This is a genomic window from Paenibacillus sp. FW101-FHT12H11, assembly GCF_058790355.1.
The window spans coordinates 1-16815 of the sequence record NZ_JBYTCO010000011.1 but is presented as its reverse complement, the minus strand read 5'-3'; the positions used below and the strand labels follow the sequence as shown (position 1 = coordinate 16815).

12 protein-coding genes, 1 rRNA gene and 1 riboswitch are annotated in these 16815 nt (G+C 48.4%); of the genes, 8 read left to right on the top strand and 5 right to left on the bottom strand.

Features of this window, described 5'->3' with window-relative positions; all coding sequences use genetic code 11:
• Nucleotides 1-5 precede the first annotated feature (5 nt).
• From AC3WTJ_RS29920 to AC3WTJ_RS29900, 5 genes are all read right to left on the bottom strand, one after another.
• On the bottom strand, nucleotides 6-1952 hold the full coding sequence (locus AC3WTJ_RS29920) for an FtsX-like permease family protein (protein WP_492524820.1): 1947 nt from the start codon (nucleotides 1950-1952) through the stop codon (nucleotides 6-8).
• A complete protein-coding gene (locus AC3WTJ_RS29915; RefSeq protein WP_492524819.1) occupies nucleotides 1942-2703 on the bottom strand; it encodes an ABC transporter ATP-binding protein in 762 nt (253 codons plus the stop codon). Before AC3WTJ_RS29915 ends, AC3WTJ_RS29920 begins: the two co-directional genes overlap by 11 nt.
• A gap of 98 nt (nucleotides 2704-2801) precedes the next feature.
• Nucleotides 2802-3812, bottom strand: a complete 1011-nt coding sequence (locus AC3WTJ_RS29910) for a sensor histidine kinase (protein ID WP_492524818.1) — start codon at nucleotides 3810-3812, stop codon at nucleotides 2802-2804.
• The gene (locus tag AC3WTJ_RS29905) at nucleotides 3805-4500 is read right to left on the bottom strand and encodes a response regulator transcription factor (protein WP_492524817.1); all 696 of its coding nucleotides are present in this window, start codon (nucleotides 4498-4500) and stop codon (nucleotides 3805-3807) included. The genes AC3WTJ_RS29910 and AC3WTJ_RS29905 overlap by 8 nt, the downstream gene beginning before the upstream one ends.
• Before the next feature lie 143 nt (nucleotides 4501-4643).
• A complete protein-coding gene (locus tag AC3WTJ_RS29900; protein ID WP_492524816.1) occupies nucleotides 4644-5915 on the bottom strand; it encodes a DUF6612 family protein in 1272 nt (423 codons plus the stop codon).
• A gap of 158 nt (nucleotides 5916-6073) precedes the next feature.
• On the opposite strand from AC3WTJ_RS29900, the gene bcp reads away from it, so the two are divergent.
• The 8 genes from bcp to AC3WTJ_RS29860 all read left to right on the top strand — a co-directional run.
• Nucleotides 6074-6553 (top strand): thioredoxin-dependent thiol peroxidase, encoded by a 480-nt coding sequence (bcp, locus tag AC3WTJ_RS29895; protein ID WP_492524815.1) that lies wholly within the window; start codon nucleotides 6074-6076, stop codon nucleotides 6551-6553.
• Between the two features lie 388 nt (nucleotides 6554-6941).
• A complete protein-coding gene (locus tag AC3WTJ_RS29890; protein WP_492524814.1) occupies nucleotides 6942-8396 on the top strand; it encodes a polysaccharide deacetylase family protein in 1455 nt (484 codons plus the stop codon).
• Between the two features lie 65 nt (nucleotides 8397-8461).
• A complete protein-coding gene (locus AC3WTJ_RS29885) occupies nucleotides 8462-9439 on the top strand; it encodes an AAA family ATPase (RefSeq protein ID WP_127458692.1) in 978 nt (325 codons plus the stop codon).
• Between the two features lie 11 nt (nucleotides 9440-9450).
• Nucleotides 9451-10665, top strand: coding sequence for a DUF58 domain-containing protein (locus tag AC3WTJ_RS29880; RefSeq protein ID WP_492524813.1), 1215 nt, complete (start codon nucleotides 9451-9453; stop codon nucleotides 10663-10665).
• Nucleotides 10652-13018 carry a transglutaminase-like domain-containing protein gene (locus AC3WTJ_RS29875; RefSeq protein WP_492524812.1) on the top strand — a complete coding sequence of 789 codons (2367 nt, stop codon included), beginning with the start codon at nucleotides 10652-10654 and terminating at the stop codon, nucleotides 13016-13018. Before AC3WTJ_RS29880 ends, AC3WTJ_RS29875 begins: the two co-directional genes overlap by 14 nt.
• Before the next feature lie 111 nt (nucleotides 13019-13129).
• Nucleotides 13130-14668: a glutamine-hydrolyzing GMP synthase gene (gene guaA, locus AC3WTJ_RS29870; protein ID WP_157323366.1), complete on the top strand. Its 1539-nt coding sequence runs from the start codon at nucleotides 13130-13132 to the stop codon at nucleotides 14666-14668.
• Nucleotides 14669-14757: 89 nt separating this feature from the next.
• A riboswitch (purine riboswitch) is annotated at nucleotides 14758-14858 on the top strand.
• 142 nt (nucleotides 14859-15000) lie between these two features.
• Nucleotides 15001-16404 carry an NCS2 family permease gene (locus AC3WTJ_RS29865; RefSeq protein WP_492524811.1) on the top strand — a complete coding sequence of 468 codons (1404 nt, stop codon included), beginning with the start codon at nucleotides 15001-15003 and terminating at the stop codon, nucleotides 16402-16404.
• Between the two features lie 336 nt (nucleotides 16405-16740).
• Nucleotides 16741-16815, top strand: a 16S ribosomal RNA gene (locus AC3WTJ_RS29860); the annotation flags it as partial.

The window sequence follows — 16815 nt, the reverse complement described above, 5'->3', positions numbered from 1 at the left end:
GTCTATCAAAGCGCTTGGCGAATGACTTTCTTATAATGTTTCACGGAAAGAAAGCCGAAGACGGAATATAAAGCGGTATAAAGCACCATGACCACAATCATGGGTGTCCAGAGTTCCGCTCCGAACAGGAACCAGCCGGATTGAACGGCGAAGTAGCTATGCGCAAGGCCGACGACAAGCGGGATTCCGAAGCTGAATAGCTGTTTGCGGCGAATCCCTCTTAATAAATCCTCTTGCGTGTAGCCAAGTTTTCGTAAAATCGTGTAGGTCGGCTTTTCGTCTTCGCTCTCATCCATCTGCTTGAAATACAGGATGCACCCTGATGTAATCAGGAACGTAAGGCCGAGGAAGCCGACGATGAACATCGTAAGTCCCATTCTATTTTTTTGGTTCAAAGTGCTATCCAGTCGGGAGTCACCACGACCGTCTTTACCTAGGCCTAAGTCTCCGAAAATCTGATTGGCGGTTGGCAGCTCAGCTTCACTCACAATATCGATACCCTGATAGAGGGAGGCTTTCTTTTGCAGCGATGGCACCAGATCCTGTTTTAGCCGTTGGAAGACGGAGTCGTCTACGATGGCAACGGGCATACCGCCGTTTGTGAAGTACCAAGAGACGAAGGATTGTTTCTTCGAACCTAAATAGGTGAGCGGGGTAATGTTGTGTTGTCCGGCTAACTCGATCTGCCCGGAATCTTTGAATCTCATAAATTTACTCAACAAATCGTTGGTGCCGGTAAACAAAGTTTGCTCAGGCTTCATATCGAAGGAAGGCGTATTTACATCGCTGATCACGGAAAGCGTCATATCCCTCGGATCCGCCATAAGCCCGTTCATTTTGCCGGATAAAACTCCTTCTAGGTTGGCTTTAGTCTGTAGCACTTCAATGGTCGTATCCTTATGCGAAATGCGGCGGGCATCCAGCGCCGCCTTGAACTTGTCGGCATCGTCTTTTTGGGTGATAGCGAAGTGGGCCGGCACATCGTTTATTGCTGTTTTTTCGGCAGAATAGTACGAAATGTAGCTTAATGACAGCAAAGCGATGGCTAATGCCGATACGGTTGTAATGACTGTTAACAGCAGGGCATTGGATTTCATTCGAAACATAATGGAAGAGAGCGAGAGGACTTCGCGAACATTCAAATACCCGTTTTTCTTCTTGCGAATGACGTTAAGCAGCATGCGGACGGAGCCTCGATAAAACAGATAAGAGCCGATAATAACCGAAGCCAAAATAAAGATCATCGCTGTGAACAATTCGACCATGGTCGTGTATTTGCCGCTGAACAGCATGGATGAAACATAATACCCGAGCAAGATGAGCGTAATGCCAATTAATCCAAGGACTGCTTCTGCAAGAGATAGCCGCTTTACTTTGATTTCGGTTGACGTAGTAACTCGGAACAGTGACAGGATGGTTTGTCTTTTTATAAACACGTAGTTAACTAGCATAATTAGTAAATAGACGGCCACGAAAACAACGAATGTCTGGACTAGCGCCTGGGTCGAAAAATGAAGCGTTGCAATCGCGTTGACCCCCGTAATTTGGAACAATATCATCAGAATCAGCTTCGACACCGAGAAACCGATAAAGCTTCCGACAATCAGCGAGCTGAAATACAGGATGAAGTTCTCTGTGCTGAGGATCCGGAAAATGGACATTTTCGTCATGCCGATCAGCTGCAATAAGCCGATTTCCTTGCTGCGCCTTTTTACAAAGATGTTATTGGCATACAGGTTGAAAATGGCGACAATTGCGATTAGCAGAATCGAGGCAGACTTGATGGCTGCTGCTCCTTTGATGGAGCCTCTGGTCTGATCCAAAGCGGGATCGTACTGCAAAGTGACAAAAGCAAAGTACAACGCGACGCTGAACATCAAAGCGAATATATATAAATAATAGTGCTTGATGTTCGCTTTCAAATTTTGAATAATCAGCTGGTTAATGCTCATTCTGCACACCGCCTAGAACTGCTTGGGTCTTCATGATATCTTGAAAGAAAGCTTGTCTGGATTCCTGTCCTTTATAAAGCTGCGTGTAGATTTGCCCGTCTTTGATGAATATAACCCGGCTCCCGTAGCTCGCAGCGACGGAGTCGTGCGTGACCATGACGATGGTAGCTGTTCGCTTTTCGTTCATATCGCTCAGCTTATGCAGCAAATCCGATGCGGATTTGGAGTCGAGCGCCCCGGTTGGCTCATCTGCGAAAATAAGGCCCGGCTCATGAACGAACGCTCTGGCCGCGGAGGTCCGCTGTTTTTGGCCGCCTGAGATTTCGTTGGGATATTTATCCTTGATTTCATAGATGCCCAGCTCCGTGGCGACGGCTTGGAACTTGGACTCAGCGTCCTGTTTGGAAGTTCGAGCAATAGAAAGCGGCAGAAGAATGTTTTCTTTGACGGTCAAGGTATCGAGCAGATTATAGTCTTGAAAAATAAACCCCAAATGCCGCTTGCGAAACTCGGCTAATTGCTTTTCTTTCAAAGCCGTAATCTCTTTGCCCTCGATTTGAATAGAGCCTTGGCTGACCTTATCGATGGAGGAAAGCACATTCAGCAGCGTGGTTTTCCCCGAGCCCGACGCCCCCATAATACTGACGAACTCTCCCTTTTCAATCCGGATATCGAGCCCCTTCAGAACTTCTTGCTTGTTGAATTTATTGCCGTAGCTTTTGTGTATTTTCACTGCTTCCAGAATCGTCATTTCACACACTCCTTTATTCGATAGCTTTATTATAAAAAGAGCTGCCCGGTTTCTCCCGCGATCGGGCGAACAAAGAAGAGAGGCATGTGACAAAGTTGTCACATGCCTGTAATGCGCATGACCTCATTCGGCAGGGGGAAGGTGAGGGTGAAGGTGGTGCCAGCGCCCGGCTCCGAGTTCACGGCGATGTGAATCAGCATCGATTCGGCGGCTTTCTTCGCCAAGTAGAGGCCCATCCCTGTAGCGGCACTGTCTTGGTGCCAGGCTGTGGAGGTAAAGCCTTTATCGAAGATGCGCGGCAAATCTTTCGGTTCGATCCCGCGGCCATGGTCGCTGACCTCAAGGATCGTCCGTTCGTCGCAGCGGCGCGTTCGGATGACGATATCCGCAGCATGAGGGTCACTGTACTTCACGGCGTTCGTCAGCAGCTGACGCAGAATGAAAGCGAGCCATTTGGCGTCGCTCAGCACGTCCGTCACTTCAAAATCAAGATCGAAGCCGATGCCTTTTTGGATGCACCATGTCTGTAGCGTCTTAATTTCTGCATAGGTCAATGATTCCAAATTCACCTGCTCGATATACAGGTCGTTCTCCATGAACGGAAGCCGCTTCTGGTGAAGCTGTTTATCCAGGAGCAGGTGAATCCGCAGCCATTCGTAGGTTAAAGCGGTCTTCATCGTCTCATCTTCCAGACGGTCCATCATGAGCCGCATGGCGGTGAGCGGTGTTTTGACTTCGTGAATCCACGCCAGCAAATCGTCCTTTTCCTGTTCCAGTGCGACTTGATGCCTGGACGCGGATTGACGGAGATGTTCGGCCAGATTTATCATGCTGGTCTCTACGACAGACTCCAAGGGACTATCCGCGCCCGCTAAGGCGGAGAGATCCAGATTGTTGTCTCGTTCCTCAAGCTGTTTATAGAAGCGAGTTTCTTTGTTGTAACGAAAAATGAAAAAGATCAGAAATAACGTTGTCGTTAGAAAAACGATGTAAAGAATAGGGCCAAAGGGAATGGCCTTATCCAAAAAGGCAATAAGCAGAACAAGAGCCTGTGCGGAAATAAAGAAAAGGAGCCAGCTTCTTCTTTCAACGAGATAACGTCTAATCATGGAAATGAGCCTCTTCTATGGCCATATAACCTTGCCCGACTTTAGTTTCGATAAAACGACCTAACCCCAGCTCGTCCAGTGTTTTCCGAAGTCGATTAACATTGACGGTTAAGGTGTTGTCGCTGACAAACCGCTGGTCGTCCCAGAGGCTGTTAATAATGACGTCCCGGCTGACGATGGTGTTCTTACGTTCGATCAGCAATTTGAGAATGAAGATTTCATTCTTCGTTAATTCAATCATACCGGTTTCGTTCGCCACCGTATTTTTCTCGTAATCAATCGTAGCACCGCACCAGGTTTTCAATTTGAGGGGCTCCGTGTTGTAGTTATAGACCCGGCGGAGAATCGCATGGATTTTGGCGATAAGCACGTCGAAATGAAACGGCTTCTGAATGAAATCATCGGCGCCAAGCTGCATCGACATCACCATGTCCGTTGGATGATCGCGTGAGGACAAGAAGACAATGGGGACATTGGAGTGAGTTCGAATCATTCGGCACCAATGGAACCCGTCAAATTTCGGAAGCTGAATATCAATAATCACGAGATCCGGTTTCAAGGCCGCGAACGTCTCGATGACCCGGCCAAAATCCGTGATGCCGTGCACATCGTAGGACCACTGAGCGAGCCGGTCCTTTACTTCTGTGAAAAGTGTGGCATCATCTTCGATCAGCAATATTTTAAACATAGGGTATCACCTGCTTGCGACTAATTTCTAACATTCATTGTAATGGATAAACGAGATGAGTGCGAATGGCCAGTGTCTACCTGCCAAAACAAAAAAACCTTAATCCCCACGAAAAGTGGGAATCAAGGTCCATTTCGTAACGCTTATTCAGCAGGCGTAGGAACAGTAGTAGGAGCAGGAACAGGAACAGGTTTCGCATTCTTAGCTTCCTCTGGTAATTGAATATCGATCGGCTGATTCACATCCTGATAGGTCATAGACATGGTCATATCCACTTGATCAATCGGAATATTCGGATCATCGCCATATCCGACGATATAATCGCCATCCATGCTGACAGGAAGTTTGGTTTGCTCATCTACCGTAAGCACAGCGGATAAGGAAACGCTCATTCCTGCGATCGCAGGCGAGTTAAGCACCTCTTTGAAAGCATCCTGGCTGCCGCCTAGTCCACTCAATGTTTTAACAATATCGGCAGCGTTGGTTAGTTTGCCTCGTATAGAGACTTTGCGCTGTTTCTGCCCATCCTTCTCCGTCGTGCCAAGATCCTTGTAGAAGAAATATGGCGTTACCAAGGTTTTGCTTACGTCCATGCTTTTCTTCTGCAGCTCCATCACCTGCTCGAAGGTAAATGGCACTTGTTTGGACATATCATACCACTCAACGCCGTCATTTGTTGCATTAGGCATCGACATGAAAGTCCCTTGACTAACCATGTATTGCTCCATGTTGATCGTTTTCATAGCCATATCGGGACCAGGGGCGGCAGTCGTAATGGATTGATGAAGGCCTTGATCCTTATTATAGTTGATGTCTGACTTAACAGTTGTCTGCAGGTTTTTCAGCGGATATCCCGCATTTGGATGAAACAGAATATGCATGCCCATCTCCATATGACCGCGGAACGTTTTCAGATCCGTTGGTGAGTTTGGATCTGCAACGAGCCAGGAGGACACCGAAGGGTCGTTCGCTAGCGCTTTTTTGATGGCTGCTCCTGCTGTGTCTAGAGTCATACCGGCAGTTTGGCCGCTGAAATCAACGCTGTAATCGCTTTTCAAAACAGTGCTCGCCTTACTGTCAGCCAGACCTAGAAATCTCCCCAGAATGAGAGAAGCCTCCGCGGGGCTAACGGCCTGGTCCAGGCGGAATGTGCCGTCTGAATATCCCTGCAGGATTTGGCGTTCACGCATGATACGTACGGTATCCGCATAGGGAGAATCCGGACTGACGTCGGTTGGCAGGACAGTCATCTTATTCAAAGGTGCCAGTTTCAGCTCGTCGGTAATTTGTTTAATGAATTGTCCGCGTGTAATAAGTGCGCTATCATCAGCTGCTGCGGCAGAAACTGATAGAGTAGGGAGGACTAGTGCCAGTCCCAATGTGGAGAGTAATGACATACGGTGAATAGGATGCATGACGATTCTTCACTCCTTTAAATTTTATACCATCCTATTAAACCTACCATGATTTTCATGTTATATGCTAGTTTTGGACATGGCGGTTTGATGTGAGGCTGCAAATATCGCATAATGAGTGAAGAGAAGTAAGGAATGGATAGAGGAGCGTTCATAGAATGGCTAAGAAAAAAGAGCAAGAGACGGTCAAACGTCTTGCCCCTGATTTTACACTGCCTGCATCGAGTGGCAGCAGCGTGTCGCTGCATGACTATAAAGGTAAAAAGGTGGTTATCTACTTTTACCCGCAAGATAATACGCCGACCTGCACGCAGGAATCCTGCGATTTCCGCGACTATAACGGCAAGTTCGCCGAACTCGGGGTCGAGGTCATCGGCATTAGTCCCGATGAGCTGAACGCTCATCATAAATTTATCGCGAAATATGAGCTGCCTTTCCTGCTGCTTTCTGACAGTGACCACCAGGTAGCTGAAAAATACGGAGTATGGGCGCTTAAAAAGCTGTATGGCCGTGAGTACATGGGCATTGTCCGTTCGACCTTCCTCATTGACGAGGAGGGCTACATCGTGAAGGAATGGAGCAAGGTGCGGATAAAAAACCATGTCCAGTCGGTGCTGGAAGCGGTTGAAGCGCTATAAGAGGAAGGCTGTCGAGGGAGGTTCTCGGCGGCTTTTTTTTGTTTAGTTCAATGGCTCGGCGGACGCGAGGAAAGAGGGAAAAAGAACTACAGTCCGCTATTTCATCTAGAAGCGGCTGTTTGCTAGATAGATAGGAACTATGATCCTCTATTATGCCAATTTCAAGCGAAATACTGGTTTTTTCAACTAATAAAACCCTGTAGTTCCGTCTAGCCCATGAAAACGGCCAATTACACCAAAATAAGGGACTTTAGTTCCTTTTCACATCTCTTCATCCACTACTCTCCCTCATCGAAAAATTACTGCTAGACAAGAGACATACTCCCCGTCCATCTCCCATATACTCTATCAGGTAGTAAAATGATAGAACAAGCGGAGGGATCATCGCATGCGTTTTCATGTTCAACATGCAGCCATTAAACGGAAAAGTTTTCAACTCATTATGGTCATGCTACTACTAGTTTCCCTGTTTCTTTCTGCGGTCCCTGTTAGGGCCACGGAGGGGGATGGAACCTCCGCAAAAGATGAGCAGGAGATCTATCAAAAGCTCAAAACGGGCAAACGCCTGCAGCAAGAAGAGAAAAACTATGTAACCCCTGAGCAGCCTACGGTTTATTTAACCTTTGATGATGGTCCTAGCAAGTTAACGGGCAAGGTTCTGGATATTTTAGAGCAAGAGGGCGTGAAAGCTACGTTTTTTGCGCTGGGCGAGCAGGCCAAAGAGTATCCGGATATGGTGAAAAGAATTTTGAAAGACGGACATACCCTCGGCAATCATTCCTATAATCATGTATATAAAGAGCTTTATAGCGATTTTCAAACGTTTTGGGATCAAATTCAACGCAGTGAGGAAATCTTCGCCGACATCGCAGACACCCGCCCGCAATTCGTGCGCGCTCCTGGGGGGACCTATACCAATTTCGATGCCTATTACTACTATTTAATGGATAAAGCGGGTTATACCGTCGTTGACTGGAATGTAGACAGCGGTGATTCGAAGAGAGTTCATGTTCCGGCAAATGAGATCTGGCAAACGGTCAAGGATTCACCGCTCGAGCACGAATTGACGGTTCTATTTCATGATGGCACAGGGCATGAATCAACCGTAGAGATCCTGCCAAAAGTGATCGAATACTATAAAAACCTGGGTTATGTTTTCGCGCCTCTGACAACTGACGTCAAGCCGAAGCAATTTCAGGTGGGGAAATCCAAGTGGTCAAGAAACATGAGTGCGGCTCATTTTCAACAACTATGGGAGGAAACACAACAATATGCGACCGTACACCAGCATCCGGGCCTGCAGCAAGTCAAGGAGGAGCCTAAGAACACAGATGAGCAGCTAGGGAAGCAAAAGGTGGCAGCAGCGGAGACAGCGTCGCCGGCGGTGGCTGTAAAGCCGACTGTGCCGCTAAAGATTAATTTTTCTAAGTGGAGCAGTGTCACCTTGGAGCCGGCACAATATCAATTGCGATCAGATCGTATTGAGCTATCATTGCGTTTTTTAATTGAAAAGTTAGGTGGAAACGTACAGTGGCAGGATAAAACGAAGACAGCTAATGCTCACTACGGCATTTACGATATTCAATATGACTTACCGGCGAGAACGATTCGCGCCTATGCTTTGGGAAATAACGTAGCCACCTACTCGCTCGCAGATATGGAACTTCAAGAGGGGACGATGGTCGTGCCCCTGCGTAAAACGGTAGATTCGCTAGGAGGTAAAATTACGGACACGGTGATGGAAGAGGGCAGACGGGAAGTGGCGATGGCCTTCCGACAATTCTATATCCTGAAAGATAATAATAGTAGTCTAAAAAACTCTCTATTTGCCCTAGCAGGATAATGTCTAAAAGAGTAGAAGACTGGAAAAACTAGAAGCATACCTTTAAGTAAGGAGGCTTCTTGACTATGCAGTCGAAAACACGAATATTCGATCAGCCGCAGCCTCTCGTGGAACGGATGATCCTGAATGTGGAGAAAGTGATTGTTGGCAAAAGAGAAACGATCGAGCAAGCGTTTATCGCGATGTTAAGCGGCGGCCATCTTTTATTGGAAGACGTGCCGGGTGTGGGAAAAACCATGTTAGTGCGCGCTTTGGCAAGAACCATAGGTTGCGAGTTTAAGAGAATACAATGTACGCCGGATTTGCTGCCATCCGATGTGACGGGCGTGTCTGTTTATAATGCGAAGACAGGCGATTTTGAATTTCGTCCCGGACCTTTAATGACGCCGATCGTATTGGCGGACGAATGCAACCGGACCTCCCCGAAAACACAATCTGCTTTTCTGGAAGCGATGGAAGAGAAGCGGGTCACAGTGGATGGGGTGGGCTATGAACTGCCGAAGCCTTTCGTCTTGTTGGCAACTCAAAATCCCGTAGATTATGAAGGGACTTACGCACTTCCTGAAGCGCAAATGGATCGCTTCCTGATGAAGCTATCCTTAGGCTATCCGACGCCGGATCAAGAGATTTTGATGCTCGACCGACTCCAGGACCGCCATCCGATCGACCAAGTGAAGCCTGTTATTGTGCAGGATGAGTTTGTGCAGTTGCAAAGAGAAGCAGCTATGATTCATGTCGATAATACGTTAAAAGATTTCATCGTTCGCCTTGCTTTAGCTACAAGGGAACATACCGATTTGTATCTTGGTGCAAGTCCAAGGGCCTCCCACGCGTTGATGCGTGCTGCGCAAACGTCTGCTTATATGAAAGGCAGAACGTTCGTTGTGCCGGATGATATTAAGGATTTGGTGCTGCCTGTTTGGACACACAGGCTTATTCTGACCTCCGAGGCTCGGATGACGGGCAAGTCGGCGGAACGGATATTAGCGGATCTATTAGCTTCCTTGCAAACTCCAGTACTTCGCTATGTTTCGTCGAAGTAGGGGGCATATTCATGAAAAGCTGGGGTAAATCGTCGCTGCTCTTTGTGGGGTGTGTCCTATCGGTTCTGTTGGTTTATTGGCAAGGTGGCTTCGCTGCCTGGTATTTAGGATGCTGCTTGACTTTGATATGGATTCAGGCTGGATTGTTCTATGTCTTTGCGTTCAAAGGGCTGTCGATCAACCGGCAGTTGTCGGGAGAAGTATTTGTGGCGGGCGAAGATATCACGATTAGCCTCGGGATCGCACACCGTGCGCGGGTGCCAATGCCTTGGTTGGTCGTTAAAGAAACGTGGGTCCACGAAGGAAGCGGGGCTCAACTGATCTATAGCAAGTTGCTTTTCCCATGGTTTCAGTCCACGATCCTTTTCCGTTATAAAATTACGGGCCTGATGCGTGGCGTATACCGCTTCGCAGGCTGTGAAGCGGTCACCGGCGATATGTTCGGTTTCGCCGTTCGCCGAACGCGCAGGGAGGAGATTCACCGGTGCCTCGTTTATCCGAAGGCGGATACGCTAGGCCGATCCGGCATGACCTTTCACGCGGACGACGGCGACGTGCCTACTGCCCGCGGTCCCAAAGCGGAGACACCGCTCATCAGCGGTGTCCGTGACTATGCCAGCGGTGACCCGTATCACCGCATTCATTGGAAGTCCACAGCCCGGTTGAACCGGCTGATGACCAAAGCCCCCGAGCAGGCCGCCTCCGCGAAGCGGATGCTGCTGCTCGATGCGGCGCCTGCGGCGGCTCCAGCTGAAGCGGCTCAGCCGCTGCTGGAGAAGGGCGTCGCCCTTGCTGCAGGCTTCTTCGAAGCCGCCGCCGGCGGGCGCGAGAGCTGCGGCTTCGCCAGCAGCTCGAACGGCAGGCGAATCGCGCCGACGATTCGCCCGGATTTGACGCTCGCGTACGAAGTACTCGCGAGCGTGGGCGGCAAGCCCGCCATGGCCTTTCCTGACCTCGTCAGGAAAGAGGCGGCGGCCTTGCCGCCGGATGCGTCGATGGTGTGTATCACATCGACGCTGGATGTGGCGCTGGTGCGCGCGATTGCGGATGCGCGCACCAGGCGCCGTTCCGTGCACGTGATCTACGTGCACGCCAAGCCCTCCCTCTCGGTCGCTGAGCGAGAGGGGGCTTCGCAGCTGCAAGCCGCAGGCTGCAGCTTCACGGAAGTGCCACACCCGCGGGGCCAGTGGCCGAAGCAAGGAGGTGTCGCGGATGCAACCGCTTGAACCACGGCGCGATTCGCGCATGCTCTTTCCGTCATCGAATTCGTCTCGCAAGTCAGATGAGGGGGTTCACCTTTCGGGAGCCATTCCGCCACGCCCCATCTTCCACGCCAGCGCAGTGACTGGCACTGGCACGGGGACATCATCGCCGCTTCACCAAACCTTTTTCCGAGACATCTTGATCTCTCTCTTACTGTTTTTACTGATTTCAGAATGGCTCCGTCCATTGGCGTGGATGGCAGATACGTCGATTGAATCCGGCCCGATATTGGTCGTTTTTGCGTTATGCATCGCCATAGATTGTTTTAAAGTTCCTTACGTTTGGGGATGGACGGCCAAAGGCGTGTTGATCCTGCTTTTCGTCGGATTTATGTTTGACAGGGAAACCTTTATAACCGGAGCGTGGATCTTTGACTTGCTTGGAACGATTGTTCAGGATGCCGGTTATCTGATGCAGGCCCATTTCGACCTCATCAGCGGTGAACTCAGGACCTTGCTATTTTTGCTGGGTTGGTCGCTGCTTATTTCCATGATACAGGCGCTCATGCTGCAAAGGCAGCACAGCCTATGGTTTGTTGCTGCCACGTTGAGTTATCTGGTTGTCCTACAATTGGTATTTGGTGCGGATACCGTGCAAGGCATCATGCGCACAATAGGATATGGATTGCTGCTGTTAGCGCTGCTGAATCTTTCGAGAATCGAGCAAACCTATGGCTTTGCTTCGGTTCGTCCCGGAAGCGCTTTTAGGTGGGTTGCCGTTAGTGCAGCCATAGTGGGGGTGCTAGCCGCAGCCGCATGGTATTCGGCCAAGCAGGCCGAGCCGGAAGCTCTGATGAAGCCGGTAAGTTGGGCGTATATGTCCGATCGGTTGTTTGAACTTTACAATGAGGAGACGCATGCTGGAGGAACTGTGGCCAAATCAGGCTACGGTCAAAATGATACGTCCTTAGGAGGTCCACTCCAAGTAGACACGACTCCGGTATTCACAGCCAAAACCTCAGAGTCAACTTACTGGCGCGGAGAATCCAAAAATTTTTATGACGGCAAAGGCTGGACGCAAACGAATCAAACACTTGAATCGTACGCAGCGCCTGTTCATACAGGTTCTGAAGGGCTTGTTACACAGGAAGTTTTGTGGAACGACAAGTCACCGAATAAGCAGTTGTTCTTAGGTGGCAATCTATTGGGGGTGGACTCTCTTCTGACGGAGAAGGGGAAACCGTTATCACCTGACATTCTGCTTAAGTCTACACTCAGCGGTAAAGTGATTTTGCCTGATATCGCAGATCCTTTGTCTTATTACAAAATAACCGTGCAGCCTGTAAAGGAAGATCCGACTTTGCTGAATTCGGACGTCGGTTCCTACCCGTCTGAGATTACGGGCGATTATTTGCAGTTGCCGTCAACGTTGCCAAGGTCAGTTCGCAGCATTGCCGAACAGATCACATCGAATCGGCTTACGCCTTATGCCAAAGCCGTTGCGATTGAGCAGTATTTGAGCCATACCTATACGTACAGCCTTGAGAAGCCGACAGCTCCAAGTCGGAGCGAAGACTTTGTCAGCCACTTTTTGTTCGTGGATAAGACGGGTTATTGTGATCACTTTTCGACGTCGATGGTTGTGATGTTGAGGTCTGTGGGGGTACCTGCTCGTTGGGTAAAAGGGTTCGCACCTGGCACACTGCAATCTGTTGACAGCGGCGGGGATCAGCTTCAAGAAGTATTGGTTCGCAATTCCGATGCGCATTCCTGGGTGGAAGTGTATTTCCCATCAATGGGGTGGGTGCCGTTTGAACCTACACCTGGGTTCTCAGGGATTTCTTCCGACCATCCAAGAGAGACCTTAACGACGGCCGCTATGGAGCAATCGGCGATGACCGCTTCACTGATGAATATTCCGGTGCCTGGGAATTTTACAGCAAGTTCAAGCGAGTGGCTGAAAGCCGCGAAACATACAGTCATCGATTATGCCAAAACAAATCGTAACCCTCTCATCCTGTTGCTAGGAGGCCTCCTTGTGCTGGCGGCTATTGTTCTACTGCTGAAGCGAAAAGGGTTCTTGTTTAACGGAGCGCTCGTTCCATTTTACAAACACAGCTTCAATTATCCGCATCCCCTGATTCCTTATATGGATCGTTTGTGGCTCCAATTATTCCGCAAATATGGCGCCAAACCTAAGGATCAAACCGTAAGAGACTATGTCACCGCTTTGAGTTTCAAGCATCAAGGCCAAAAGCAGGCGCTGCATAAGTTCGCTTTAATCTATGAAAGCATCCGCTATGATGCCGTCAATTCTTCGCATTATACGAAGCGGGAAATTGTGGCAATATGGAAAGCCATTCAAAAGACACATTAAACCCCTTTACATCCTAGGTACCTAATGTTTAAAATTAGTACCTATAAATAGCGGTAAAAGGACAAGGGTCCCCTTGACACCTCAACCGCTATGAAATTAGGAGGTCGGATAATGAGTAAACCGAGTGAAATGATCGTCGTTTTAGATTTTGGAGGCCAGTACAACCAACTGATTGCTAGACGAATCCGTGATTTGGGCGTGTACAGCGAACTGCTGCCGTTCAATACAACGGTTGAGAAAATTCGCGAGCTTCAGCCAAAGGGTATTGTGTTCTCTGGCGGTCCATCCAGCGTGTACGGTGAGGGAGCACCAGCTGTTGATCCGCAAATCTTCGATTTGGGCATTCCGATTTTGGGGATTTGCTACGGCATGCAGTTAATTGCTCATCAATTGAACGGTAAAGTTGAACGCGCGCATACGCGTGAATATGGCAAGGCAGATCTTTCGTTTACCAATGAAAGCCCGCTGGTGAAAGGCTTGGAAGCGAAACAAACGGTATGGATGAGCCATGGTGACCATGTATCCGTTCTTCCTGAAGGTTTCGTCATCGAAGCGAGCACGGATTCCCTTGAAATTGCCGCAATGAGCCATCGTGAGCGCAATATTCATGCGGTACAATTCCATCCGGAAGTTCGTCACTCCCTTCAAGGGAACGAAATGATCCATAACTTCATCTACGGCGTTTGCGGTTGTGAAGGGGATTGGACGATGTCCTCCTTTGTTGAGGATATGGTCAAAGAACTTCGCCAAGAAGTCGGCGACAAGAAAGTCCTTTGCGCGCTTAGCGGCGGGGTGGATTCATCGGTTGTGGCGATTCTTTTGCATAAAGCGATTGGTCCACAATTGACTTGTATGTTCATTGACCATGGCTTGCTGCGTCAAGGCGAGGCAGAAAGCGTGATGGATACATTTGTTGGCAAATTCGATATGCAAGTGGTCAAAATCGATGCGCGTGAACGCTTCCTCGGCAAATTGGCCGGCGTAGCCGATCCGGAGCAAAAACGTAAAATTATCGGTACGGAATTTATCCGCGTGTTCGAAGAGGAGTCCGGTAAATTCGATGACTTTACGTTCCTGGCCCAAGGTACGCTTTATACGGATATCGTAGAAAGCGGTACAGCTACAGCGCATACGATTAAATCGCATCATAACGTAGGCGGACTGCCGAAAGATATGAAGTTCAAGCTAATCGAGCCGCTCAAAACTTTGTTTAAAGACGAAGTGCGCAAAGTGGGCGAAGAGTGTGGTCTTCCAGCAGCAATCGTGTGGAGACAACCATTCCCAGGTCCTGGTCTGGCTATTCGTGTTCTTGGCGAGGTTACAGAGGACAAACTGAAAATTGTTCGTGAATCCGACGCCATCCTGCGCGATGAAATCGCGAAAGCGGGTTTGGATCGCGAGATCTGGCAATACTTCACGGCGCTTCCGGGCATGAAAAGCGTTGGGGTTATGGGAGACGCTAGAACGTACTCCTATACCGTAGGTATCCGTGCGGTTACTTCCATCGACGGCATGACAGCCGACTGGGCGCGTATTCCGTGGGATGTGCTGGAGAAAATCTCCGTTCGTATCGTGAACGAAGTGGAGAATGTAAACCGTATTGTGTACGACATTACGTCCAAACCGCCTGCTACGATTGAGTGGGAATAAATAAAATTGAAAAGACGAACGTTCTGGGAAAATTTAACCCTGGAATGTTCGTCTTTTTTATTGACAAAGGGTTATTTCCGCACTAAAATGTGAAATGGATAACAGTTTTTCGTATAATCTTGGGGATTGGCCCGAGAGTTTCTACGAGATCACCGCAAATGATCTGGCTACGAAAAAAAGGACGGAATCTGTGTGAGTTACTATGACTTTTTGTGCTATGCATAGAAGGGGCAACTCTCATAGGGAAGCTCCTTTTTCGTACCCGGAATCAGGCAACATGATTCCGGGTTTTTTGCTGTTCCCCACCATTCGTTTTAGGAGGAGTAGGAAAAATGGATCGCTTTTTCAAATTGAAACAAAACGGCACGACCGTAAGAACAGAAATCATTGCGGGGATTACAACCTTCATGACAATGGCTTACATCCTTGCAGTCAACCCAGATGTGCTGAGTGCTTTTAAATCGGGAGCTACCGGCGGTGACTGGACTTCGATTTTCTTGGCTACGGCGATTGCTGCCGGTGTTATGACGATTGCTATGGGGTTATTCGTTAACTTTCCTGTTGCGCTTGCGCCGGGAATGGGCTTGAACGCTTATTTTGCAACGATTATCTTGACATCGCAAGGTAAGTTTACGTTTTCAATGGGGTTAACCGCCGTGTTTATTTCGGGGATCATCTTTATCATTTTAACCGTGACCCGAATTCGACAGATCCTCCTTGTCGCTGTTCCAGATGGCCTGAAGCATGCGATTACAGTGGGAATCGGCTTGTTTATCGCGATGATCGGTTTCAAAAACAGCGGTATTCTTACTGTCGCAGTAGAAAGCGGCAATGATATCAAAGCTCATCAATTTACAGACGTTCTTTCCTTTGAAACAGTGTTTCATATGGGTTCATTAGAAGATAAAAGCGTTATTCTAACAATTATCGGTGTTCTGTTGATTTCCATTTTTATGGTGCTGCGCGTTCGCGGTGCTATCTTGTTCGGTATCCTGGCCACTACGGTTATCGGCTACTTTATGGGGATGGTTAATCTCGGTACGTTGACAAGTGCAGATACGACATGGGTTCCTGATTTAAGTAAGCTTCGATTCGGTGATTTTGATTTTGCAGGGATTATGACAACGGGGATTGTTTCCGTTATCGCTACATTTACATTCGTTGAGTTGTTTGATACATTCGGCACCATGGTTGGAACAGCGAGTCGTGCTGGAATTATGAAGAATAAAGAAGAAGGCAACAAGCGTGTAGGGAAAGCGATGTTTGTTGATGCAATCGGTGTTAGCGGTGGCGCATTAGTTGGAACGAGTACGGTCACTGTATTCGTAGAAAGTGCAGCAGGTGTAGCAGAGGGTGGACGTACTGGTTTGACCGCCGTAACTACGGGCGTATGTTTCTTGCTTGCTCTGTTCCTAGCTCCAATTGCAATGTTGATTCCTGGTTCCGCTACGGCGGCTGCTTTGATCGTTGTTGGTGTTCTGATGGTGCAATCGATTCGTGAGATTGATTTCCAAGACTTCGTTATTGCTATTCCAGCGTTCCTTACAATTGTATTGATGCCTTTCACTTACAATATTGCGAATGGTATATCCTTTGGTATTGTTACTTATGTGGTACTGGCAGCAGCAGCGAACTTGGGTGGTAAAAGTGAGAAGCGTTATTCCATTCACTGGCTTATGTGGGTATTGGCGATTCTTGTTCTAGCTCGTTACATCTTTATAGGAAGTCAAGGTTAAAAAGCTTTAAGCTCTGGTGCATGACGCGCCGGGGCTTTTTTTTGTTACCATATTTTACAATTAGAAAAGGACTTGCAATGCCTTCGCGTATTTGTTATATTACTTCTTGTCGCTTCGGCGGTCGAACGAAAGAACGAAAGTAACTGAAAAAAAGTTCTTGCAATCGAATAGGCTGATGTGGTATATTGATCAGGTCGCTTTTGAAGGCGATGGATGAATAAGGAAGACATTGATCTTTGAAAACTGAACAACGAGTGAGTAAGCACAGTCGAGTAATCGACTATAAATGAGATTGTAAAATCTCGCTAGCAAGTCAATGAGCTATTCAGCTTTTCTATTATGGAGAGTTTGATCCTGGCTCAGGACGAACGCTGGCGGCGTGCCTAATACATGCAAGTCGAGCGGAGCACT